General features: G+C 73.4%; 19 protein-coding genes and 1 pseudogene. 4 read left to right on the top strand and 16 right to left on the bottom strand.

The annotated features are described in order from the left end of the window. Positions 1–114: 114 nt before the first annotated feature. Positions 115–894, top strand: a complete 780-nt coding sequence (locus tag AMK29_RS17595; RefSeq protein ID WP_073813949.1) for a VOC family protein — start codon at positions 115–117, stop codon at positions 892–894. Between the two features lie 46 nt (positions 895–940). Here the strand turns inward: AMK29_RS17595 and AMK29_RS17590 are convergent, their stop codons facing one another. The 16 genes from AMK29_RS17590 to AMK29_RS17515 form a co-directional block, all read right to left on the bottom strand. Continuing rightward, positions 941–1,693 carry a PIG-L deacetylase family protein gene (locus AMK29_RS17590; protein WP_073813947.1) on the bottom strand — a complete coding sequence of 251 codons (753 nt, stop codon included), beginning with the start codon at positions 1,691–1,693 and terminating at the stop codon, positions 941–943. After that, complete coding sequence (locus AMK29_RS17585; RefSeq protein ID WP_073813945.1) at positions 1,690–2,622, bottom strand: SIS domain-containing protein; 933 nt, start codon at positions 2,620–2,622, stop codon at positions 1,690–1,692. The genes AMK29_RS17590 and AMK29_RS17585 overlap by 4 nt, the downstream gene beginning before the upstream one ends. A gap of 90 nt (positions 2,623–2,712) precedes the next feature. Further along, the gene (locus AMK29_RS17580) at positions 2,713–3,849 is read right to left on the bottom strand and encodes a GntR family transcriptional regulator (RefSeq protein WP_079196948.1); all 1,137 of its coding nucleotides are present in this window, start codon (positions 3,847–3,849) and stop codon (positions 2,713–2,715) included. A gap of 69 nt (positions 3,850–3,918) precedes the next feature. Continuing rightward, positions 3,919–5,226 carry an alpha/beta fold hydrolase gene (locus AMK29_RS17575; protein WP_073813943.1) on the bottom strand — a complete coding sequence of 436 codons (1,308 nt, stop codon included), beginning with the start codon at positions 5,224–5,226 and terminating at the stop codon, positions 3,919–3,921. Between the two features lie 121 nt (positions 5,227–5,347). Beyond that, the gene (locus AMK29_RS17570; RefSeq protein ID WP_073813941.1) at positions 5,348–6,808 is read right to left on the bottom strand and encodes a cellulase family glycosylhydrolase; all 1,461 of its coding nucleotides are present in this window, start codon (positions 6,806–6,808) and stop codon (positions 5,348–5,350) included. Positions 6,809–6,970: 162 nt separating this feature from the next. Further along, positions 6,971–7,921 (bottom strand): ABC transporter substrate-binding protein, encoded by a 951-nt coding sequence (locus tag AMK29_RS17565; protein WP_073813939.1) that lies wholly within the window; start codon positions 7,919–7,921, stop codon positions 6,971–6,973. Beyond that, positions 7,918–8,616: an ABC transporter permease gene (locus tag AMK29_RS17560; RefSeq protein WP_073814714.1), complete on the bottom strand. Its 699-nt coding sequence runs from the start codon at positions 8,614–8,616 to the stop codon at positions 7,918–7,920. The genes AMK29_RS17565 and AMK29_RS17560 overlap by 4 nt, the downstream gene beginning before the upstream one ends. Then, positions 8,592–9,272, bottom strand: a complete 681-nt coding sequence (locus AMK29_RS17555) for an ABC transporter permease (protein WP_073813937.1) — start codon at positions 9,270–9,272, stop codon at positions 8,592–8,594. The genes AMK29_RS17560 and AMK29_RS17555 overlap by 25 nt, the downstream gene beginning before the upstream one ends. 82 nt (positions 9,273–9,354) lie before the next feature. After that, a complete protein-coding gene (locus AMK29_RS17550) occupies positions 9,355–9,741 on the bottom strand; it encodes a VOC family protein (RefSeq protein WP_073813935.1) in 387 nt (128 codons plus the stop codon). A 108-nt stretch (positions 9,742–9,849) separates the two neighbouring features. Continuing rightward, positions 9,850–10,680: an ammonia-dependent NAD(+) synthetase gene (nadE, locus tag AMK29_RS17545; protein ID WP_073814712.1), complete on the bottom strand. Its 831-nt coding sequence runs from the start codon at positions 10,678–10,680 to the stop codon at positions 9,850–9,852. A gap of 442 nt (positions 10,681–11,122) precedes the next feature. After that, on the bottom strand, positions 11,123–13,291 hold the full coding sequence (locus AMK29_RS17540; RefSeq protein ID WP_241845470.1) for an ATP-binding protein: 2,169 nt from the start codon (positions 13,289–13,291) through the stop codon (positions 11,123–11,125). Positions 13,292–13,342: 51 nt separating this feature from the next. Further along, positions 13,343–14,944, bottom strand: coding sequence for a molybdopterin-dependent oxidoreductase (locus AMK29_RS17535; protein WP_079196947.1), 1,602 nt, complete (start codon positions 14,942–14,944; stop codon positions 13,343–13,345). A gap of 60 nt (positions 14,945–15,004) precedes the next feature. Further along, entirely contained in the window at positions 15,005–15,928 is a 924-nt protein-coding gene (locus AMK29_RS17530; RefSeq protein ID WP_073813931.1) for an amino acid ABC transporter permease, read from the bottom strand. Beyond that, complete coding sequence (locus AMK29_RS17525) at positions 15,925–16,590, bottom strand: amino acid ABC transporter permease (RefSeq protein ID WP_073813929.1); 666 nt, start codon at positions 16,588–16,590, stop codon at positions 15,925–15,927. The genes AMK29_RS17530 and AMK29_RS17525 overlap by 4 nt, the downstream gene beginning before the upstream one ends. Positions 16,591–16,600: 10 nt before the next feature. Continuing rightward, positions 16,601–17,449, bottom strand: coding sequence for a glutamate ABC transporter substrate-binding protein (locus tag AMK29_RS17520; protein ID WP_073814708.1), 849 nt, complete (start codon positions 17,447–17,449; stop codon positions 16,601–16,603). Positions 17,450–17,514: 65 nt separating this feature from the next. Next, complete coding sequence (locus AMK29_RS17515) at positions 17,515–18,285, bottom strand: amino acid ABC transporter ATP-binding protein (RefSeq protein ID WP_073813927.1); 771 nt, start codon at positions 18,283–18,285, stop codon at positions 17,515–17,517. A 195-nt stretch (positions 18,286–18,480) separates the two neighbouring features. On the opposite strand from AMK29_RS17515, the gene AMK29_RS17510 reads away from it, so the two are divergent. The 3 genes and pseudogenes from AMK29_RS17510 to AMK29_RS17500 form a co-directional block, all read left to right on the top strand. Further along, positions 18,481–18,939 (top strand): Crp/Fnr family transcriptional regulator, encoded by a 459-nt coding sequence (locus AMK29_RS17510; protein WP_073813925.1) that lies wholly within the window; start codon positions 18,481–18,483, stop codon positions 18,937–18,939. 94 nt (positions 18,940–19,033) lie between these two features. Continuing rightward, positions 19,034–20,374: a carboxyl transferase domain-containing protein gene (locus AMK29_RS17505; RefSeq protein ID WP_073813923.1), complete on the top strand. Its 1,341-nt coding sequence runs from the start codon at positions 19,034–19,036 to the stop codon at positions 20,372–20,374. A 362-nt stretch (positions 20,375–20,736) separates the two neighbouring features. After that, positions 20,737–20,949 (top strand): annotated as a pseudogene (locus tag AMK29_RS17500) (hypothetical protein); the annotation flags it as partial.

Below are 20,949 nucleotides of genomic sequence, written 5' to 3'. Positions count from 1 at the left end.
CTGAGGCTGCGCCCGAGGGGCCGAAGGGCGAGGATCGGTCAGGGTGGCCGACCTGCCGGTGGGACCGGCGGCCCGGCTCCGACGGCTCCGACGACTCAGGACAGGACACCTCCCATGCTCGGTACGCGGTTCACCAAGGGCTCTCCCAACTGGCTCGATCTCGGCAACCCCGACACGGAGGCGGCGGCCGCGTTCTACGGCGCCGTCCTCGGCTGGGAGTTCCTCTCGGCCGGACCCGATGCCGGGGGCTACGGCTTCTTCCAGCAGGACGGGCTCACGGTCGCCGCGCTCGGCCCGCTCACCGAGGAGGGCGCGCGGAGCGCCTGGACCGTGTACTTCCAGACCCCGGACGCGGACGCCACCCAGAAGGCCGCGGAGGCGGCGGGCGGCACCGTGCGCCTCGCGGCCTTCGACGTCATGGACGCGGGGCGCATGGCCGCCCTCACCGACCCGGCCGGCGCGCGGTTCGCGATCTGGCAGCCCGGCACCGTCAAGGGTCTGGAGCGGACCTCGTCGGCCAACACCCTGGTCTGGGCGGAGCTGCACGTCCCCGACCCGGAGACCGTCCTCGGCTTCTACCGGACCCTGTTCGGCTGGCGGTGGACGGAGATGGAGGCGCCCGGCATGACGTACCGCGTCGTCTCCACCGCCGACGGGGACCAGCAGGACGCCTCCTTCGGCGGGGCCGCGGAACTCCAGGACGTGAGCGAGACCCCGCGCTGGATCCCGTACTTCGCCGTCACGGACCCCGACGCGATCACCGCCTCCACCCGGGGCAGCGGCGGCGCGGTCCTGATGCCCCCGGCCGACATCCCCGACGTCGGCCGCATCGCCTGGCTGGCCGACCCCTTCGGCGCCCTCTTCGCGGTACTGAAGCCGGCCCCGATGGGCTGAACCGCCCGCCCGGCCCGTCCGCGAACAGGGGCCGGGCGGCGGGACCCTAGCGGGCGAAGAGTTCGAACGTCACCGCCGGGCGGCCGCCGAAGCGGGAGGAGGCGCCGGCGGTCGTCGTCGTGAGGAAGTCGCGGACGTACGACTCCGGATCCTCGTCCGTCAGGGCCTCGATGTAGGCACGGTGGCAGAGGAGGGAGCGGATGGCGCGGTCCAGGCCCGGCGTCGCGTCGACGGCGTGGGTGGGGGTGCTGGAGGCCGCGACCGCCACCCAGCGGACGCCGTTCCAGGGCTCCAGGCCCTGCTCGGTGAGCTCGGGGAAGATCCAGCGGTTGCCCGCGTCGCCCGCCGCGTCGAGCGTGGCACGGCCGACGGCCAGATGGTCCGGGGTGTTCCAGGGCGCGCCGGGTCCGCCGCCCCAGGTGTCGCGGTGGTTGAGGGTGACGACGAGCTCCGGGCGGTGGCGGCGGATCGCGGCGGCGATGTCGCGGCGCAGTCCCAGGCCGTACTCGATCACCCCGTCGCGGTGGTCGAGGAACTCGACCGCGTCCACACCGACGACGGCGGCGCTGTCCCGCTGCTCCCGCTCGCGCAACGGCCCGCAGACGTCCGGCGCGAGCGTGTCGATCCCGGCCTCGCCCCGGGTGGCGAGGACGTAGACGACCTCCTTGCCGGCGTCCGTCCAGGCGGCGACGGCGGCCGCGCAGCCGTACTCGAGATCGTCGGGATGGGCGACGACGGCGAGGGCCCGCTGCCAGTCGTCGGGCATCTGGGCGAGGTCCGTGACATCGGTTCCGGTCATGATCGCAGGATACGGGCCGCCTCCGCCGCCGACGGGCGGAACGCCCCGGAGAGGATCACCGAACGTGAGACGTTCCGGGGCCGGTCGGGGTTGAGGCCGCGCCGGCCGGCGAGGGCGACCGCGAGCCGCTGGGCGCGGACGAGCGCGGCGACGGGGTCGATCGCGTCGGCGGCGAACAGGGCCCCGGTGGACTCCACTTCGTCCCTCAGGCCCGACGGCGCCGGGCCGAGGCACCAGACGAGGCTGGACCGGTCGCTGATGCTGATGGGACCGTGCCGGTACTCCATCGCCGCGTACGACTCCGTCCAGGCGCGGGCGACCTCCCGCAGTTTCAGTGCGGCCTCGTCGGCGAGGCCCACGGTCCAGCCGGCGCCGAGGAAGGTGAACTGGCCGCGTCGCTCCCAGGCGGTGGGCAGCCGTTCGTACAGGACGAGTTCGGCGTCGGCGATGGCCGGTTCCAGGTCCACGCCGAGCCCCGCGCGCAGGAGTTGGAGGGCCGTGGTCGCGAACCGGGTCTGGACGACGGAGCGCTCGTCGGCGAAGCCGAGGTCGACGGTCTCGTCGGCGAGCCGCCCCGCCGGACTTCCGGGTGCGCCGGTGACGACGAGCGTCCGGATGCCGCCCGCCGCACGGGCGAGCAGGTGCACGACCTCCGTCGTGGCACCGGAGCGGGTGAGGGCCACGATCCGGTCGTAACCGCGGCCGAGCGGTGTGGCGTCGGACGCGGGGAAGGCGTCGGTCTCCCCCGCGCCGAGGGATTCCCGCAGCGCCGCGTAGGCGCGGGCGATGAAGTACGAGGTGCCGCAGCCGACCACCGCCACGCGCTCCCCCGGCGCCGGCAGCCGGCCGGCCTGACGGGCGGCGGCCTCGGCCGCGCGGCGCCAGCAGTCGGGCTGGCCGGCGATCTCCGCGCTGACGTAGGTGCTCATGTCGGGGTCCTCTCCTCGCAGGGCCCCCTCGCGGGGTCCGCACCGAGTTCTACCGGGGCCGGCCCGGAGCACTCCATGAGCAAGGAGGGCTCAGCCCTTGGACTTTTGCGTGCTTCCCGCTCCGCGTCCGCCGCCGCAGGACGCCCGGACGACGAGCCGGGGACGCAGCTGGACCTGGTGCAGCGGGGCCGCCTCCCCCTCGGCCAGACGGCGGAGCAGGATCTGCGCGGCGAGCCGACCGAGCGGGTACTTGGGCGGGGACACGGCCGTCAGCGGGATCTCCGCGACATCGGCGAACTCGTTGTCGTAGCTGATCAGGGCGAGGTCGTCCGGGATCCGCAGCCCGGCCCGACGGGCCGCCCCGAGCATCAGCGCGGCCTCCCGGTCGCCGAAGCAGAGCGCGGCCGTCACGCCGGCGCCACGCAGCGCGGCCAGGGCGCGGTCGGCGCGCTCCGGGTCCCAGCGGGCCATCACGTCCCTCTCGTACGCCGGGTCCCCGGACAGTCCGAGATCGGTGACGGCCCTGGCGAAGCCGGACTCGACGGGCGCGGTGGTGGGGGCGTCGGTGCGGGCGACGAGCCCGAGGCGTTCGTGGCCGAGGGCGCGCAGATGGCGGACCGCGTCGTAGGCACCGCCCTCGTGGTCGGTGCAGACGTGCTCGGTGGGGTCGCCGGGGCCGTGGGCGGTGAGCCTGCGTTCGACGAGGACGGCGGGGACGGGCAGGGCGAGGAGTTCCTCGGCGCGCCGGCCCGGGTCGGTGAGGGTGTGGAGGCTGGGAACGAGGAGGAGGCCGTGGACGCCCGCCGAGAGGAGGCGTTCGACGGCGGCGTCCTCCTCGTCGGGGTCGTAGTGGGAGCAGGCGAGGACGAGCCGGGCGCCGGCCGCCGCGAGTTCCCTCTCGATGCCCTGCAGGACGCGCGGGTAGTAGAACGTGGTGTCCGGGACGAGGACGCCGACGATCCGCTGCCCGGTGGTGTCCCGTTCGGCGCGGTGGGCGGCGAAGGTGCCCGCGCCCTGGCGGCGTTCGACGAGGCCGAGGGCGACGAGGTCCTCGTAGGCACGGCGGACGGTCGTCACCGACAGGCCCGTCTCCGTGGCGAGGGCCCGCTCGGTGGGCAGCTTGCTGCCCGGCGGCCAGGTGCCGTCGAGGATGCCGCGCCGCAGCTCGGCCGTGAGGGCCCGGAACTTCAGCTCCCGGCCTGACGCCGGTGTCTCGTGTGCCGTCATCCGGGCCCCCTTCGCGCTCGCGGCGCTCCCCGGCCGGTCGAGGGCGCGCCGCATCCTATGCGGGAGTGCTCAGATCTCGCCCCGGCTGAGGGCGAGCAGCCGGTCGAGGACGCGCGGCCCGCCGGCCCGCACCCCGTCGTGCTCGAACTCGTCGGTCACCCAGGTCCGCAGGCCGCGGATCGTGCGCGCGGTCTCCAGGGAGTGGGCGGTGTCCACGTACATGTCGTCGTGGTAGACGGCCGCGGCGACCGGGACCCGGTTGCCGGCCAGGCGCTCGGGGTCGTAGAGCGGGGTCCAGTCGGTGCGGGCGGCGAGGAGTTCGGCGGTCTCGCGGAGCGGGCGCAGGGCGGGGTCGGTGGTGAAGTGCCAGGGGTGGACGGTCTCGCCGGTGAAGAGGATCGGCTCGCCCTCGGCGAGCGCGGCGCGGGCGTCGAACTCGGGGTGCTCGGCGCGGACGCGTTCCGCGGCCCAGTCGGTCGGACCCTGCCCCTGGGCGTAGATGGCCTCGTGGAGCACGGCGTACAGCGGGTGTCCGGCGTACGACAGGTGTGCCTGGACCTGCTCCAGGAAGGCGTCGGCGAGCGCGGGCCCGGCGGGGGTGGCGACGAAGGCTCCTTCGAGGAGGAGGTGGAGCTGATGGGTGCCGTCGCCGGAGCCGAGGAGAATGCCGAGGGACTGGAACGCCTCGGGGGTGAGGACGCCTCCGCCGGGGAGGGTGACCTCGTGGTCGAGGAGGTGGGCGGCGATGGCGCGGGCCCGTTCGGCGTCCTGCGGGTAGCGGGCGAAGTGGGCCTCGTTCTTGCGCCGGATGCGGGGGTAGGCGGCGCGGTAGACCTCGTCGGCGGTGGCGTACAGGGAGGGCAGTCCGCCGGTGACGAGGACCCGTTCCAGGCCTTCGGGGGCGGTGGAGAGGTAGTGGGTGGCGCAGAATCCGCCGAAGCTCTGGCCGAGGACGGTCCAGGGGGCGCCGCCGGTGAGCCGGCGCCTGATCAGTTCGCAGTCGGCGACGATGGAGTCGGCGCGGAAGTGGGTGAGGTACGCGGCCTGCTCGGCGGGGGTGCCCCGGAGCGGCAGGGTCTGGCGGTTGGCGGGGGTGGAGCGGCCGGTGCCCCGCTGGTCGAGGAGGAGGACCCGGAACTCCTTGACGGCCCGGCCGAGCCAGGCCTGCGGGCCGATGAAGCGGCGGGCGCCGAAGCCGGGCCCGCCCTCCAGGTAGACCAGCCAGGGGAGCCGCTCCCCGTTCGTGCCGGCGTTCCCGCTCGCGACGACCTCACGGCCGAAGACCTCGATGCGCTCGCCGTCGGGGCGCGAGTGGTCGAGGGGGACGGGGAAGCGGTGGTCGGTGAGGACGAGTCCCGGCTGCCGGTAGGTGGTCACGCTGTTCCTGCTCCTGTTCGGTACGCCCCCGCGAGGACAGTGGATCACACGGCGGGGGCGTACCGGGGGCGGGGCGCCTCCGGGGACCGGGAGTGTCCGGGTCCCGGGAGGGCCGGGTGCGTCAGGAGGTGGGGAAGTCGTCCGCGGTCCTGACGCGGTCCCGGATCCAGACGCCGGCGGGCTTCAGGGTGCCGGTGCCGGTCCAGGGTCCGCCCGCGGCGCAGGTGCCCGTCTTGAACACGGCGCCGCTGCGGTGGTCGTCGGAGTAGTTCCAGTTGACCCAGCTGATCTTCTTGGCGGCCATGAGGTCGAGGTACCGCTGGGTCATGGTGAAGTCGTTCGTGCCCTCACCGGCGTAGTTCTGGGTGCCGAACTCGGTGACGAAGACGGGCAGCCTGTCGGCGGCGCGGGAGAGGGTGTCCAGGTACTCGTCCCGGTGCGAGTAGGCGTAGAAGTGGAAGGTGTACATGATGTTGGCGGCGTTCACGGGGTTGGACACCACCTCGGACTCGTCCGAGCCCTCCGAGACGCCGAACGAGGACCACGCGCGCGTGCCGACGAGGACCGGGGTCTCGGCGTCCTTGGCGCGGATGACGGGGATGAGCTCCTCGGCGTAGCTCTTGATGCGGGACCAGGCGACGCCGCTGGGCTCGTTGGCGATCTCGTAGAGCAGGTTGGTCTTGGCGCCGTGGCGCTGGGCGATCTCGGTGAAGAAGGTCTTGGCGCGGGCGAGGTTGTAGTGGGGGTCGCCCGGGTCGAGCATGTGCCAGTCGACGATCACGTACATCCCGCGCGCGGTGGCCTGCTCGATGAGGGAGTGGGCGAGGTCGGTGTACTTGCGGGGGTCGGTCTCGTATCCCTCCTCCTGGACGTACGTGGAGACGCGCAGGACGTCGGCGTTCCAGTCCTTGGCCAGGGCGTCGAGCGAGCCGCCGGTCAGACACTGGCCGTACCACTGGGTGCCGTGGCTGGACATGCCGCGCAGCTGGATCGGCTTGCCGTAGCGGTTGCAGAGCTTGGTGCCGCAGACCTTCAGCTGGCCGTTGATCGCGGCGGGGGTGGTGGCGGTGGGCGGCGGGGTGGTGGCGGTGTCGACGGTGAGGTGGTCGACGTTGGGGCCGCCGTTGGCGGTGGTGGCGGTGGCGCGGACGGTGTTGGCGCCTGCCTTGAGGGTGGTGGTGACGGTGGTGGTGGCCCAGTTGCTCCAGGCGCCGGTGCCGGCGAACGCCTTGCCGGAGGCGGCGACCGCTCCGTTGACGGCGATGTCCATGGGGCGGTTGGTGGTGGTGCCGTTGGCGTAGCGCAGGGTGAGGGTCGCGGCGCCGGCCTGGGCGGCGTTGACGTTCCACTGGACGTAACCGCCGCTGACATTGTCGTAGTTGACGAAGCCGGAGCCGGTGAATCCGGTGTGGTTGGACTCGACGAGCCCGCGGGAGACGGTGGCCGTCTCGGCCTCGTGGGTGACGGGGGCGGCGCTGGCGGTGTGCGGTGTGGTGGCGAGGCCGAGCAGCAGGGCGCCGAGGGCGGTTCCGGCGACGCCGAGGCGTCGGAGGCGGGGTCGTGCGGATCGTGCCGAAGTCATGGGGGTCTCCACGGAACGACGAACGGGGGACGGAGAGTTCGGAGGTGGGACGCGGGACTGGAAGGAAACTTTCCTAACGGATGAATAGCAGGGCCGGGAACCGTCTCGCAAGGGTCATGACAAGAGACGCAGTTCAGCGGGCTGACGGCCCGCGCGCCCCGATCAGCCCGCGACCAGGCCCCGGTCGACGAGGTAGTTCCGCGCGACGTCCTCGGGGAGACGGCGCCAGCTGTCGACCTGTTCGTTGAGGTGCGCCAGATCGGCCGTGGTCAGCACCGTGTTGAGGCGGGCGAGCGCCCGCGTGACGCTCGCGTTCCCGGCGCGGGCGCGATTCACGACGGGGACGATGTGGTCGGCGTTCTGCAGGCGCTTGTCGTCGGCGAGGAGGACGAGTCCGAAGTCGTCGAGCGTGGCGTCGGTGGTCGTGGTGAGCACCAGCTGGTCCTGGCCGTTCTGGACGGCCTGCTTGGCCGGGGTGGTGCCGACGCCCTTGGGATCGACGGCCGTCACGTCGATGCCGTAGACCTTCCGCAGACCGGGCGCGCAGTACGGCCGCCGGACGCATTCGTCCCCGGCCGCGAGCCGGACGGGCAGTCCGGTGGCCCCGAGGTCGCTGAGGGTCTTCAGCCGGTGCTCGGCGGCGAACGCGGCGGTCACCGCGAAGGCGTTCTGGTCGACGGCGCGGCCCGCGTCGAGGACGGTGAGCCCGCGCGGGCCGGCGAGCCCGCGGAGGGCCGTCATCGTCGCGACCGGGTCGGGCGAGCCGACGGTCGGCGCATCCGCCCCGTTGACCTTGGCGTTCAGCCAGTCGGCGAAGGTCGCCGCGTACTCCGCCACGACGTCGATCTGACCCCGCTCCAGGGCGGGTTCGTACAGCTCACGGTTGGTGACGGAGAGGATCTTGGTGCGGTACCCGGCCTCCTGGAGCAGCAGGGCGTACATCTGGGCCAGCAGGTCGCTCTCGGTGAACCCGGCCGAGCCGACGGTCAGCCGGCGGCTGTCGCCGGGCGGTGCCGTCACCGCGTCCCGGTCCTCCAGGGACGGGCCCGCCGCGCAGCCGGTGGCGCACAGGAGGAGGCAGACGGCCGGCAGGAGGCCGCGCGGCCGGCTCACGCGCCGCTCTCCGGCGCCCCGCCGGACGCGAGGCGCCGGACGGCCTCGAAGACGCCCTCCACGAGGAGCGCGAGCACGGCGACGAGGCAGGCGCCGGCGACGACCTGCGGGGTGGAGGCGAGATTGAACCCGGCGGTGATGATCCGGCCGAGCCCGCCTCCGCCCGCGAGGGCGGCCACGGTGGCGGTGGCGACGAGCTGGACGGCGGCGATCCGTACGCCGGTGAGGATCAGCGGCAGGGCGAGCGGCAGTTCGACCCGCGCGAGGGTCTGACCGCCCGTCATGCCCATTCCCCGGGCGGCCCGTACGACATCGGCGTCGACGCCCCGGATCCCCACGTACGCGTTGGTCAGGAGTGGGGGCACGGCGAACAGCACGAGGGCGATGATCGTCGGCCAGTCGCCGTACGAGCCGATCGGGCTGAGCAGCAGCAGGACGAGGACCGCGAAGGTGGGGACGGCCCGGCCCGCGTTGGAGACGTTCACGGCGAGCGCGCCGCCCTTGCCGAGGTGGCCGAGGAGGAGGGCGACCGGCAGGGCGACGGCGCAGCTGATGACCAGGGAGACGACGGTGAGGAAGAGGTGCTCGCCGAGCCGGTGCCAGACGCCGTTCTCGCCGGACCAGTGGGCGGCGGTGGTCAGCCAGGACCAGGTGTCGGAGAGGGTGGTGGTCACGCGGCCCGCCCCCGGGTCCAGGGGGTGAGGAGGCGCTGTGCGCCGAGGAGGAGCAGGTCGGCGGCGACGGCGATGAGGACGCAGAGCACGGAGGCGGTGAGGACCTGCGCCTTGAAGTAGGTGTTCATCCCGGCGTAGATGAGGTTCCCGAGGCCGCCGTGGCCGACGATCGCGCCGATCGTGACGAGGGAGACGGCGGAGACGACGGCGATGCGCAGCCCGGCCATGGCGGCGGGCAGGGCGAGCGGCAGCTCGACGGCGAGGAGGAGCCGGATCGGCCCGTACCCGAGGCCGCGGGCCGCCTGCCGGGTCTCCTCGGGGACCGCGCGGAGCCCGGCGAGGATGTTCCGGACGAGGAGGGTCAGGGAGTACAGGACGAGCCCGGCCACGACCAGGGCGGCGGACAGGCCGTACACGGGGAGGAGCAGCGAGAACATCGCGAGCGCCGGAACCGTGTACAGCAGCGTGGTGACGCCGAGGACCGGGCCCGCCGCCCAGCGCCAGCGGCGGGCGGCGACCGCCAGGGGCAGGGCGATGAGCAGACCGAGGGCAACGGAGGCGCCGGTCAGCTGGAGGTGCTGGACGACGGCGTCGGTGAGGATGTCGCGCCGGGTGGACAGGTAGTCCCCGCAGATCCACTCGTTGCGGGCGAGGCAGTCGTCGGGCGGCGCGATCACCCTCCCATTCGAGGCCGTACGGGGCTGCCGCGCACCCGGACCGGTCCGTTCGGGGGCGGGCCGGAGCCCGATCCGGTGGGGCTCAGCCCTCCTTGAGCACCGACAGGACGTTGCCCGCCGGGTCCGTGAACCAGGCGATGGCCGGTCCGCCCTCGGCCCGCATGATGCCCTTGTCGTCGGCCTCGAAGCCGGGGTAGCGCTCCATGGTCACTCCGCGCCCGGTCAGCTCGTCGACGGCCCGGTCGATGTCGTCGACCTCGAAGTTGAGGATCGTGAAGCTCGCGGCGGTGTGGTCTTCCTTGGGATAGACGAAGATCCGGGTGCCGCCGGCCAGGGTGAGGAAGAGCATCCGCATGTCTCCCTCACCCTGTTCCTCCACCTTCAGGCCGAGGGTCTCGCCGTAGAAGCGCCGGGCGGCGTCGAGGTCGTCGACCGAGAAGCCGCTGAAAGCCGGGGTTTCGCCGAACATGACGTGCTCCTTTCCGGGGGCCTGCTCCGAGGCACCCCTTCCAGGATCCGCCGACGGGCCGCCCTCCGCCGCCCGTCGCGTCCGGGTCCCCGCCCGCCCGGCGGTCGCTCACGGGGCGATCGGCAGCTGACGCTTGTGCTCGGTGAGCTCGTATCGGCGCACGATCGCCGCGAAGGCCTCAGCGGCGACCGGCTTGCCCTCCAGGAAGTCGTCGATGTCGTCGTACGTGACCCCGAGGGCGTCCTCGTCGGGCTTGCCCGGGTCCAGGGTCTCCAGGTCTGCCGTGGGGACCTTCCACACCAGCTCGGCCGGGGCGCCGAGCTCGGCGGCGACCGCGCGGACGCGCCGCTTGGTGAGGCCGGTGAGCGGGACGACGTCGGCGGCGCCGTCGCCGAACTTGGTGAAGAAGCCGGAGACGGCCTCGGCGGCGTGGTCGGTGCCGACGACGAGACCGTCGTGGGCTCCGGCCACCGCGTACTGGGCGATCATCCGCTGGCGTGCCTTGATGTTGCCCTGCACGAAGTCCTGGTGGCCGGCGTCGCGGAAGATCGCCCCGCCGGCGAGGCAGGCCTCCAGGGCCGCGTCGCTGGCCGCCTTGACGTCCACGGTGAGGACCTGGTCGGCCTGGATGAAGCCGAGGGCGGTCTGCGCGTCCTTCTCGTCGGCCTGGACGCCGTACGGCAGGCGCATCGCGTAGAAGGTGGCGTCGTGACCGGCGGCGCGGGCCCGCTCCACGGCGAGCTGGCAGAGCCGCCCCGCGGTCGTGGAGTCGACGCCGCCGCTGATGCCGAGCACGAGGCACCTGAGACCGGTGGAGGTGAGGCGCTCGGCGAGGAAGGCCACCCGGCGCTCGATCTCCGCCCGCGGGTCGAAGGTCTCGGACACCTGGAGGTCCCGGGCGATCTGCTGCTGGAGGGCGGTGGACGCCGGGTCGGTCACGGAGGTCTCCTCGTCAGGTCGGTCGGCGGCGGCTCGGCGGTCCACGGTGCTCCGCCCGTGGATGCCGGGGCCGCGCGCCGTCGGGTCTACGGGGTCGACTCTACGCACCGACCACCGGCACCGTCGCCCTGACCTGGTGGTCCCGGGGGGGGCCGTGGGCCGGGGCGGGCCGGGCCGGGGGCGCGGGTGCGTCAGGACGGCTGGGGGGTGGTGCGGCCCGGGGGGTGCCGGCGCTTGGGGCCTTCCGTGGGCGCCGGGGCGGGCCGGGGGGCGGGCCCGTCAGGGCGGCTGGGGGGCCGTGCGGCCCGGGGGGCCGTCGCTTCACGCGCCGGTGCGGCCCGGGGGGGGTGGCGGCGCAGCAGGGCTTCAGTGGGCCGTCCGGCCCGGCGGTGCCGGCGCTTCGGGGCTGCCGTGGGCCCGTCCGGGCCGGCGGTGTGGGTGCTCAGTGCTGCCGGGGGGCGCGGAGTGCGCGGTCGAGGCCGTCCTGGGGCGGGCCGGTGAGGGCGCGGACGAAGATCTCCTCGTACGCGGGCTCGCCGATGGTGGCGCGGACGGTGTCCGTGTACTTCTCGCGCAGGGCCCGCAGGCCCGGCAGGCCGCGCCGGGGCTGGCCGGTGGAGCGCCAGTAGGCCTCCCCGGTACCGGAGACGTCGGCGGCGCGCTCGCCGTCGCCGGCCGCCGCGAGGGCCGTGGCGAGCACGTCGAGGCCGAGCGCCACGCCGAGGCTCGCGCCGAGCCGGCGGGTGCCCTCCAGCATGGCGCGGGCGTGACCCGCGGCGGTGGCCGGGTCGCCCTCCAGGAGGCCGGTGAGGGCGAGCTGGTATTCGAGGGCGGTCCGGGTCCAGTGCTCGTCGAGTTCCTCGCACAGGGCGCGCAGGGCGAGCGCACGCTCGCGGGCCTCGGCGAGCCGGCCGAGACCGGTGAGGGCGAAGACCCGCACGAGGTGGCAGCGGAGCCGGGCGGCCGAGTCCGCGGGACCGCCCTGGGCCGCGTCGAGGACGTGCCCCACGACGACGTACGCGGCCATCGGCCGACCGGTGGTCAGGGCGAGGAGCCCGGCGAGCGCCGCCGCGTCGAGGGTCAGGTCGCCGGGGCGGCCGGGACCTCCGTCCCCCGGCCGGTCGCCCTCGTCGAACCCGGGCCCCTGGGGGTGCTCCGCGTGCAGGACATCGCCTTCGGTGTCCCTCCCGTGCCGGGCCTCTCGCTCCGCGCTCTCGGTGTACTCCGCGTACCGGGCCTCGCGGGCGCAGCGCTCGCTGACCTCCTGGGCGGCGCCGAACTCGCCCTGGAGGACGAGGGTGACCCCGAGCGCCCACAGGGCGCGGGCCCGGACGCGGCCGCGGGCCTCGCTGAGGACGAGGGCCGGTTCGAGGCCGTCGCGGGCTTCGCGGAGGCGGCCGCGGCAGGACCAGGCGAAGGCGACGGAGCCGACGAGGTCGAGGGCGGCGTCGGGGTCGGTGCGCAGCAGCCGGTCCAGGGCGGTGCGCAGGTCGGTGTGGTGTGCGTCGACGGTCCGGTACCAGCGCAGCTGGCGGGCGCCGTGCCATTCGCTCTCCGCCCGGCGGGCCAGATCGCGGAAGTGGGCGGCGTGCCGGTCGGCGACGGTGCCGGTCTCCCCGGTCCGGTCCAGCCAGGTCGCCCCGTACGCGCGGATCGTGTCGAGCATCCGGTGTCTGCCGCCGGTGTCCCGGGCGCGGACGACGGAGGCGCGGACGAGTCCGGCGAGGGCGTCCGGCAGGGTCTCCCGGTCCAGCGGGCCGCCGCTGCAGACGGCGGTCGCCGACGCGAGGTCGAAGGGGCCCCGGAAGACGGAGAGACGCGCCCAGAGGAGGCGTTCGAGCGGTGCGCTGAGCTCGTGGCTCCAGCCGATGGCGGCGCGCAGGGTCTGGTGGCGGCTCGGCCACACCCGCTCGGGGTGGACGAGCAGGTCGAAGCGGGCGCCGGGCGGGGCGTCGAAGCGGGTGCCGAGCTGGTCCCGGACGGCTTCGGCGCCCTGGAGGCGGATCTGCGCGGCGGCCAGTTCGAGGGCGAGCGGGATGCCTTCGAGGCGTACGCAGATCTCACCGGCGGGGCCGACGGCGGGGAACTCCTCCCCGGCGGCCCGGCGGAGCAGGTCCAGGGCGTCCGGTCCTGTGGGGGGCAGCGGGTCGAGGTCGACGACCCGCTCCCCCTCGACTCCGAGGGGGAGCCGGCTCGTGGCGAGGACGGTGAGTCCGGGGGCGGCGGCGAGGAGTTCGGTGACCAGCCGGGCGCACGGGGCGGCCAGGTGCTCGCAGGAGTCGAGGACGAGCAGCGCACGGTCGTCGGCGAGGCGGCGGCAGAGACCGGTGGTCGCCATGCCGGGGGTGTGGTCCGAGAGGTCGACGGAGTCGGCGACGAGGGCGACGAGGAGCCGGTCGCCGTCGAGCTGGGCGAGGTCGGTCCACCAGGCGCCGTCGGGGTGGCGGTCGGCGGCGCGGTGCGCGGCGCGCAGGGCGAGCCGGGTCTTCCCGACCCCCCCGACGCCGGTCACGGTGACGAGGCGGTGCTCCGCCAACGCGGCGGAGATCCGCTCCAGTTCCGTGTGGCGTCCCACGAAACCGGGGTTCTCGTCCGGCAGATGTCCTCGCACGGGAGCAGTGTCTCTCATGAGAGCCGTGAACGGACCTCCCGGGCCGCTTCGTTACGCACCTTCGACCGTCACGACCACCGAGTGCCACCCCTGCGCCCCGTCGGGCATCGTGGCGGTGCGCCGTTCGGGCTGGGTGGCGCCGGTGCCGTCGGTGGCGCGGACGGTGAGGGTGTGCCGGCCGGGGTCGGCCGTCCAGGGGTAGGTCCACTGGCGCCAGGTGTCGCGGCTGTCCTCCGCGGCGAGCCGGGCGTCCTGCCAGGGTCCTTCGTCGACGCGTACCTCGACGCGCCGGATGCCCCGGTGCTGGGCCCAGGCGACGCCGGCGACCATGACGGTGCCGGCGGCCGGGCGGCCGAAGGGGCGGGGGGTGTCGATGCGGGCCTGGGTCTTCACGGGTGCCTGGGCGGCCCAGCCGCGCGGGACCCAGTAGGCGTCGTAGGCGTCGAAGGTGGTGAGCTCGATGGACTCGATCCACTTGCAGGCGGAGACGTAGCCGTAGAGGCCGGGGACGATCATGCGGACGGGGAAGCCGTGGGTGAAGGGCAGGGGTTCGCCGTTCATGCCGAAGGCGAGGAGGGCGTCGCGGCCGTCCATGATCTCCTCGACGGGCGTGCCGATGGTCATGCCGTCGACGGAGCGGGCGACGAGCTGGTCGGCGGGTCCGCCTTCGGACGGGGGGCGCACCCCGGCCTCGCGGAGCAGTTCGGCGAGGGGGACGCCGAGCCAACGGGCGTTTCCGACGTAGGGTCCGCCGACCTCGTTGGAGACGCAGGCGAGGGTGATGTCCCGTTCCACGGTCCTGCGGGCCATGAGCTCCGGGAGGGTGAGGGTGAGGTCCCGGCGTACGCCGTCGCCGTGGAGGCGCAGCCGCCACCGGTCGGCGTCGATCTTGGGGACGACGAGCGCGGTGTCGACGCGGTAGAAGTCGCGGTTGGGGGTGATGAAGGGGCTGATGCCGGGGACGCGCAGCTGCGCTCCGGCGGGGACCGCCGGTGCCGGGGACGCGGGGCGGGGCAGTCGTACGGCCGCGCGGGAGGCGACGGCGTCCTCCTCCGCGGGTGAGCCGACCGCTCTGCCGAGGGCGGCTGCGCCGGTCGCGGCGAGTCCGGTGGAGGCGGCGACGATCAGGAAGCGCCGCCGGTCGGGGCGGGTGGCTCCGGCCTTCGGCGGCGCGGTGACCAGGCCGGTCAGGACGTACAGCAGCACCGCGCCGGCGGCGGCGCCGACCAGGGACGGCACGGCGTCGAGGGCGGAGTCGGAGTCGGGGCGGGTGACGGCGGCGAGGGCCCCGAGGAGGCCGAAGGCGGCGACGGCGACGGCCCCGAGCAGCCGGTGGCGGAGCGCGAGCAGCCCGATCGCGAGGGCGAGGAGTGCCAGGAGGACCAGGATGCCGAGCTGGAGGACGGCCTTGTCGCTCTCGCCGAAGGTGCGGATCGCCCAGTCCTTGAGGGGCGCCGGGGTCCGGTCGACGACGGCGTCGCCGATGGCGAGGACGGGGCCCGCCTCGGGACGTACCCGGGAGGCGACGAGGTCCGCGACGGCCAGCGAGACGTACGCGGCGACGAGGCCGCCGAGCGCGGCGAGGAGGCGGTCGGTGCGGGTGGGCTCGCGGTCCGTGTCCCGTGCGGTCCCGGTGGTCCTGATGGCTTTCATGGTGGGTACTTCGGCACGCGGGGGCCGCCGGATGGGTGTGTTCACCCGCGCGGCGCAGTTTCAGCGGGTGTCGCGCGGGGTGCCGGGGGCGTCCATGTGCTCGCCGGGGGTCGCGAGTTCCTCGACGGCGCCGGCTCCGACGACCGCGCCGGTGGACTTCTTGCCGCGCCGCAGCCGTCCTTCGAGCCAGGAGGCGAAGGTGGTGAGCGCGAAGTTGAGGGCGACGAAGACGACCGCGACGACCGTGAAGCAGGCGATCGTGTTGGCGCCGTAGTTGGCGCTCAGCGGGCGGACGGAGGCGAGGAGTTCGGAGAAGCCGAGCATCGCGCCGCCGAGCGCGGTGTCCTTGACGATGACCACGAGCTGGCTGACGAGTGCGGGCAGCATGGCGGTGACGGACTGCGGGAGGAGCACGTACGCCATGGTCTGGCTCTTGCGCATGCCGATGGCCTTCGCCGCGTCGGTCTGGCCGGCGGGCAGGGCGAGGATGCCGGCCCGGACCACCTCGGCGAGGACGGAGGCGTTGTAGAGGACGAGGCCGGTGACGACGGCGTACAGCGGGCGGGTCGCGGGGCTGATGGCGGAGACCTCGGAGTAGGCGGCGTTGGCGAACAGCATGAGGATCAGCACGGGAATGGCGCGGAAGAACTCGACCACGGTGCCCGCGGCGCCCCGGACGGCACGGTGCTCGGAGAGGCGGAATATGCCGAGGAGCGCGCCGAGGGGCAGGGCGATGACCATGGCGAGCGCGGCGGCGATCACGGTGTTCTTCAGGGCGGGCAGGATGTACGTCTCCCAGACGCGCGCGTCCGTGAAGAAGGGGGCCCACTTGGACCATTCGAGCTGGTTCTTGTCGGCGAGGCTCGCGAGGACCCACCACGCCACGGCGGCGAAGGCGGCCAGGAAGAGCAGCGTCCAGAGGAGGTTGCGCCGCCGGGCGCGGGGGCCGGGGACGTCGTAGAGGACGGTGGGCCGGTCCTTCATCGTTTCACCGCCACCTTCTTGGCGACCCAGCCGAGGAAGAGTCCGGTAGGCAGGGTGAGGCAGATGAAGCCGGCCGCGAAGATCGCGGAGATCAGGATGAGCTGGGCTTCGTTCTCGATCATCTCCCGCATGAGCAGGGCGGCTTCGGCGACGCCGATGGCGGCGGCCACGGTGGTGTTCTTGGTGAGGGCGATGAGGACGTTGGCCAGGGGGCCGACGACGGAGCGGAAGGCCTGTGGGAGCACGATCTCGCGCAGGACCTGGGGGAAGCTGAGCCCGATGGCGCGGGCGGCCTCGACCTGGCCGAGGGGGACGGTGTTGATGCCGGAGCGGACCGCCTCGCAGACGAAGGCGCTGGTGTAGGCGATGAAGCCGAGAACGGCGAGCCGGAAGTTGATGGTGGTGAAGCGGTCGGCGCCCATGCTGACGCCGAGGGTCTGGAAGAGGCCGAGTGAGGTGAAGACGATGATGACGGTGAGGGGGATGTTGCGGACGATGTTGACGTAGACGGTGCCGAAGCCCCGCATGAGGGGGACGGGGCTGACGCGCATGGCGGCCAGCAGCGTCCCCCAGATCAGGGAGCCGATCGCGGAGTAGACGGTGAGCTGTACCGTCACCCAGAAGGCTCCGAGCAGGTCGTACCCCTGGAGGAAGTCGAACACGGCGACCCACTCACTTCACGACGACGCCGATCTCCGGAGCGGGCTCGTTCTGGTATCCGGCGGGGCCGAAGTTCTTCTTGACCGCCGCGTCCCAGGAGCCGTCGGCGACCATCTTCTCCAGGGCCGTGTTGATCTTGGCCTTGAGGTCGCTGCCCTTCTGCACGCCGATGCCGTAGTTCTCGTTGCTCATCTTGAAGCCGCCGAGCTTGAACTTGTCCTTGAACTGGCTCTGCGAGGCGTACCCCGCGAGGATCGAGTCGTCCGTGGTGACGGCGTCGATGACACCGTTCTCCAGGCCGGTCAGGCACTCGGAGTAGCCGCCGTACTCCTGGAGCTGGGCGTCGGGGGCGATCTTGTCCTTGACGTTCTGCGCGGACGTCGATCCGGTGACCGAGCAGAGCTTCTTGTTGTTGAGGTCGGACGGCTGCTTGATGGAGTCGTCGTCCGCGCGGACCAGGACGTCCTGGTGGGCGAGGAGGTAGGGGCCGGCGAAGTCGACCTTCTCGGCCCGTTCGTCGTTGATCGAGTACGAGGCCGCGATGAAGTCCACGTCACCGCGCTGGAGCAGCGTCTCCCGGTCCGCGCTCTTGGCCTCCTTCCACACGATGTCGGACGGGTCGTGGCCCAGTTGCTTGGCGACGTACGTGGCCACGTCCACGTCGAAGCCGGTGTACGTGCCGTCGGGGGTCTTCAGGCCGATACCGGGCTGGTCGAACTTGATGCCGACGGTGATCTCGTCGCCTCCGTGGTCGCGGGGCACGGCACCGGCCGCTCCGCTCGCGAATCCCGCCGAGGTGACGGAGAGGACCACGGCCGCGGCGACGGCCACGGCGGCCCTGCCGGTCCTGTTCGGGTTCATGATCATGAGGATCACCCCTGGGGGCTGCTGGTCGGGGGACGGCCGTGGCTCACGGCCGGCCGCGGCTAGTGATGGAGGATCTTGGACAGGAAGTCCTTGGCACGGTCGCTGCGCGGGTTGCCGAAGAACTCGTCCGGGGTCGCCTCCTCGACGATCCGTCCGTCGGACATGAAGACGACCCGGTTGGCGGCGGAGCGGGCGAAGCCCATCTCATGGGTGACGACCACCATCGTCATGCCGTCCCGGGCGAGCTGCTGCATCACCTCGAGGACCTCGTTGATCATCTCGGGGTCGAGCGCGGACGTCGGCTCGTCGAAGAGCATCACCTTCGGATCCATGGCGAGGGCGCGGGCGATCGCCACCCGCTGCTGCTGGCCACCGGAGAGCTGCGCCGGATACTTGTCCGCCTGCGAGGCGACGCCGACCCGGTCGAGCAGGGCACGGGCGCGCTGCTCGGCCTCCTTCCGGTCCTTCTTGCGGACCTTGATCATGCCCAGGGTGACGTTGTCGAGCACCGTCTTGTGCGCGAACAGGTTGAAGGACTGGAAGACCATCCCCACGTCGGCGCGCAGGGCGGCGAGCGCACGGCCCTCGGCGGGCAGGGGGCGTCCGTCGACGACGATCTCGCCGTTGTCGATGGTCTCCAGCCGGTTGATCGCACGGCACAGCGTCGACTTCCCCGAGCCCGACGGCCCGATGACGACGACGACCTCGCCGCGGTGGATCGTCAGGTCGATGGACTGGAGGACGTGCAGGGTGCCGAAGTGCTTGTCGACGGCGCGCAGCACGACGAGCGCGTCGCCGCCCTCCGGGACGGGCCCTTCCGGGACGGGCATGGCACCCTCCTGGCTCGCGCCCCCCGTCTGCCGCTCCCTCCTCACGTTCATGCTCCGCCCTCCGTCCGGACGCCGCACTCCGGAGGGGGTCCGGCCGCGGCGGGGCCCCGGGTGCCGGGCGGTCGGATGAGGCGCGTACGGGCACGGCTGGGCGGACACTGGGGGGAGGAGCCGAGTGCGCGAGGAGGGTCCGCCATGAGCAGTGCCGCACCCAAGGTCAGCACGTTGCCGCCGGAGCACCGGGAGCGGCTGATGGCCTTCGCCGAGGACGTGTACTTCGACTCCGGTCACCGGTTGTTCGAGGAGCAGCAGCACGCCGACCGGTTCTGGATCGTGAAGACGGGCGCGGTGACCCTCGACGCGAAGGTGCCGGGCCGGGGGTCGCCGGTGATCGAGACCCTGCGTCACGGGGAGCTGGTCGGCCTGTCGTGGCTCTTCCCGCCGTATCTGTGCCAGTCGGGGGCCGAGGCGATGACGCCGGTACGGGCGCACGAGTTCAACGCCCCGGCCGTCCGGTCCATGTGCCGCTCGGACCCGGAGTTCGGCGCCTCGGTCATGTTCTGGGTGGGTTCGATCATGGCTCATCGCCTCCAGGTGACCCGGGTACGGCTCCTCGACCTGTACGCCCCGCACGGCAGCGGCATCCTGACCTGAGGCGGGCCGGTACGGTGGGAGGGGCCGCCCGACGCCCCGGGGGGGGACGCCCGCCCCCTCCCCCACGCTCCGGCGACGAGCTGCGAGGCCAGGCATGAGCGCACCGACGACGGCACGCGAGGCGATCTCCCTCGTCGCCGGCGACGACTTCACGGAACTTCCTTTCTCCGAAGGCCCTTTGACGGACGACGGGCCGCTCGGCTGGCCGGGGTACTCGGCGGCCCACGCCCGCGCGTCGGCCCGTACGGGCGAGACCGAGTCGGTGGTCTGCGGGACGGGTGTGGTCGGCGGGGTGAGGGTGGTCCTGATCTCGTTCGAGTTCGGGTTCCTCGGCGGTTCCCTCGGGGAGCGGACGGGCGCGCGTGCCGCCGCGGCCCACGCGCTGGCCCGCGCCCGGCGCCTGCCCGTGGTCGTCCTGCCCGCTACCGGCGGCAGCCGGATGCACGAGGGCATGCGCGCGCTCCTCCAGCTCCAGTTCCTGGCGGGCGAGTCGGCCCTCACCCGGGCCGCGGGGCTGCCGCAGCTCGCCGTCCTGCGGGATCCGACGACGGGCGGGGGCTGGGCCACGCTGGGCGCCGGATCGGATGTCGTCCTCGCCCTGCCGGGCGCGCAGGTCGCCTTCGCCGGTTCCCGGGTGCGGCCCCCTGGCGCGGACCCCGCCGCGTACACCGCCGAGGCGCAGCTCGCCCATGGTCACATCGACGCGATCGTGACCCCCTCCGCGCTGCGCGACACCCTCGGCCGCTGGCTCTCCCTGCTCACCCGCCCCGCCGAGGGCCCCGTCCCGCCGCCGCGCGCGCTCGGAGACCCGGGTGCGCCGCCGTCCGCGAGCGGTCGGGAGGCCGTGGCACGGGCCCGGCACCCCGGGCGGCCCCGGGCCGACGCGTACCTCGACGCGGGGTTCACCGTGCGCGAGGAGATCTCGGGCGACCGCTGCGGGGGCGTCGACCCCGGGATGCGGTGCGGGTTCGGACGACTCCCCGACGGCCGCACCGTCGCCTACGCCGCCCAGTGCGGTACGGCGACCACGCCGGCCGGCTTCCGTACGGCGGCCCGGCTGATACGGCTCGCGGATCGGCTGGGCATCCCCGTCCTCACGCTGATCGACACCCCGGGGGCCGCCAACGACCCGGCGGCGGAACGCTCGGGCGCGGGCCCGGCCATCGCCGATCTCTTCGCCGCCGTGGCCTCCGCGCGCGTCCCGCTGACCTCCCTCCTCATCGGCGAGGGCGGCTCGGGAGGCGCGCTCGCGCTCGCCGCGCCGGGCAACCTCTGGGCCACACCGGACAGCTACTTCTCCGTGATCGCTCCGGAGGCGGCCTCGTCCATCCTGAAACGCCCGCCGGAGGAGGCCGCCGCGACGGCCGACCACCTACGCCTGCGCCCACGGGACCTCCTCGCCCTGGGTGTCGTCCGAGGCGTCGTCTCGTCCTAGCCGGCACCTGCGAGTCACGACCTGAGGCGCACCCCTAGGTGCGCGAAAGTGATCGCAACTTTTCATGCTTGCGTAAACATGCACTCTTTCGACAGGGCTAATGGCCAGAATTCGCCTACTGCCCACCGAACCTGCACTCGCGTCGAGCACGCAACGAAGCTACGTCCGGGTAGGGCTTGACGCTCTTACCCGGGCACTGCCACGGTTCGTTCGAAAGTGATCAGCAACGCTTTCAACTCCGCAGAATCGCGCACTGTCAGTGTCCTCGACTGCACTCCCTCATGCCGTTACCGCACCCTGACGTGATGCGGCGTGCCCGGTCGCGCCCCTGGCCGTGCGTCCCCTCCTCCAAGGAGTCATCCATGCGCTCATCGCGCCGACGAGGCAGAAATCTCGCCGCTCTCACCGCTCTCGCTCTCGCTTTCGCCGCGCTCGTGCCGGTGACGGCTTCGGCCGCCCCGGCGGCGGCGGTCGAGGCGGCCGCCGTTCCGTCCGTGGTGCCCCAGCCCGTGTCGCAGACGAACCTGACCGGCAGCGGTTTCACACTGACCGCGCAGACACCGGTGAACGTCATC

The sequence above is a fragment of the Streptomyces sp. CB02261 genome, from assembly GCF_001905665.1.
GTDB lineage: Bacteria > Actinomycetota > Actinomycetes > Streptomycetales > Streptomycetaceae > Streptomyces.
Note: the sequence above shows the minus strand (reverse complement) of the source record. Positions and strands in the feature narration are given on the sequence as shown.